The organism is Sphingobacterium shayense (assembly GCF_013179575.1).
In the GTDB taxonomy this organism is placed as follows: domain Bacteria; phylum Bacteroidota; class Bacteroidia; order Sphingobacteriales; family Sphingobacteriaceae; genus Sphingobacterium; species Sphingobacterium shayense.
Genome location: NZ_JABMCQ010000290.1, coordinates 1 through 2,403 on the forward strand (window position 1 = coordinate 1; position 2,403 = coordinate 2,403).

A 2,403-nucleotide genomic window follows, 5' to 3' on the forward strand; every position below is an offset into this window, starting at 1 on the left:
GAAACGCAGAGAAGTTCAATTAGCTATAACGAATGGTACGAAAGCACGAACATTATATGACATAGACTTCCTGTTAGGGGTATATGACGAGACAAGAATGGGAGCATTTCGTTTTAAACTTGATCCCTCTGGTGATTTTTTGGATAATAATAGTGAAAAATCTACCCCCCCTTGGTCAAATGTGCGTGAACTGCAGCAAGCAGTGGTCCAATATGAGAATTATAACTTTGGTATTAATCTTACTTTAAGTTACCGTGAATTTAATATCGCAACGGAGAAACTTTAGCTTCAGTTGCAATGGCTTTTTCACTCGATTGCCCCTTCTTTATACGAGCAATTGAGTTAGTCCATAAAGGTATGTCGCAGAATCTCTGCATAACGGTACGTATGTACACCACGAACCAAAAATCGCCCATACAATACCCCCTTCTCCTACCTGTTGCGTATCAATAACTTCCCTCAATCATTCGGTGTAGTCACTTTGTAGTCGCGATCACCTCAGTTTATAGTCCTTCAAATTTTGCTTATACCAATTTCTTGAGCGACCTTTAATACGGCAATCCCATCCGTTATTATTCTGTCAAGGACTGGACGCTGTCAGTTTTTTTAGTTTTTAATAATACTTTATTAAGCGCAGCTTCGGCTTCATTTTGGCATATCGAACCAAATGATAATCTATAACCAACGGATAATCAAATGAGAAAGACAAACCAGCAAATTGGTTTTCGGAATTTAAATATTAAAAACATGAAATCTAGTATTTTAGAACGCATTTTCGCGTTAGGGGGCAATATTGACCGTATTAAAGGAAATTCCCTCCAAGAAGATTGGGAGTCCATTATTTTAAAAAGCCCGCTATATGCGAAACCGACGGATACTCCGTGGAGTAAGGCTGAAGATATGGAACCTATTGAAGGACTCGGTGAGTTTATTGCTGAACATGAAGATCTATTCAAAAAAAATAAAGATCGCTTTTATGAGCAAATGGTGGATCATTATTTTTCTGAAAGTCGAGAGGATGAACCAAATGCTCAAAACTATTGCGTAAGCAAGAAATTTACACCATTTACTAAAGGAACCGCAGATTTTGAAGAATGGGATGGGATTATCGTCGAGTCCAAAGTTCGGAACCTGATAGAAGGGGATCAACTTGATTTCATGCAGATTATGTGGTCCTATAGCTATCCTGATTTTTACTTTGTTTGCTTAAGTGATCCTAACCCGGCTAACCCAATTGTTTACGGCACTGATCATGAAGATTTCTTTTCTGACATCGAGCCGTATGGTACTTTAGAACAGTTTCTGAATCGCTTTTATACTAAAAAAGAACTAATTCAAGCGTTAGAAGACAGATCGAATTCGTGAAAAGCGAACACTTTAGGATGAGGTATTACGTGCCGACCGAAAACATAGAAATGATAAAAAAGAATAGATATTATCCAGTGAAAAAGAGCAAAAAGTCCGAAATATCAATCATTGGTGGTAGTTTTGTATGAAATAACAAACAAAAGGAAGACGTAAGGTTTTCCTTCCGAACCGACAAAACAAATCTGCGGGAACTCTTTCGCAAAATTAAATTTAAAAATGATAAAGAACAAGATAGCCTTAATGGGCCAAATTCATTTAATTTTTAAAACTTCCCGATTTAATGAGAGACTAGTGCTATTATCCTTCAAGCACTAGCCGTAGTAGCTTTGTAATCACAGACACGCCACCAAGTAGTTTGCCGAATATTGTATATGCGAAGTTAGAACTTTATAAACCAGAGCGTAAAACCACTCGTCGTTTTATCGCGATGGGATTTAAGCGTAGTCTAGCTTAAAATTTGCAAAACACCAAAAATTAAACGCTGTTTTGAAGTAGATCCTAGAGTGATTTAATTATATCCACAAAAGAGTATAGAAATGATCAATTAATACAAAAACGCATCAAATGATTGATATGCCAATCGTTTTTACTATTTTTGTATGAAATATCAATCAATTTGTAAAAATGAAGAAGCAAGTTATCCTTCCTAAATTCAAAATATTACTTGAACAAGTGGGCGAAAATATAAAACTCGCACGCAGACGCCGTAAACTGACGGCTACCCAAGTAGCAGAGCGTGCGGGACTTGCTCGTTCAACATTATATCTAATTGAAAAAGGGGACGCAAGCGTCACGATGGGCGCATACTTTAATGTTTTACGCGTCTTGGGATTGGAAGGTGATTTTTTAAAACTGGCAACTGACGATGTATTCGGGAGAAAACTTCAAGACTTAGATTTATTATAAGATGGCCGCAAACAAAACAGACATTTTTGTATATGCCCATTGGATCGGTATGTCTCATCCTGAATTATTAGGAGTGTTATCCGCTCATCAAGCAAAAGGTAGAAAAGCTTTTAGTTTCGAATATAATAA

Annotated in this window: 2 protein-coding genes and 1 pseudogene; all 3 read left to right on the forward strand. The window is 37.0% G+C overall.

The window, feature by feature from the left end; genetic code table 11:
• A pseudogene (locus HP439_RS18770) lies at positions 1–286 on the forward strand (hypothetical protein); the annotation flags it as partial.
• 410 nt (positions 287–696) lie between these two features.
• Entirely contained in the window at positions 697–1,365 is a 669-nt protein-coding gene (locus HP439_RS18775) for a hypothetical protein (RefSeq protein ID WP_172391856.1), read from the forward strand.
• Between the two features lie 627 nt (positions 1,366–1,992).
• Complete coding sequence (locus HP439_RS18780; RefSeq protein ID WP_172391857.1) at positions 1,993–2,274, forward strand: helix-turn-helix domain-containing protein; 282 nt, start codon at positions 1,993–1,995, stop codon at positions 2,272–2,274.
• The last annotated feature ends 129 nt before the right edge of the window (positions 2,275–2,403 follow it).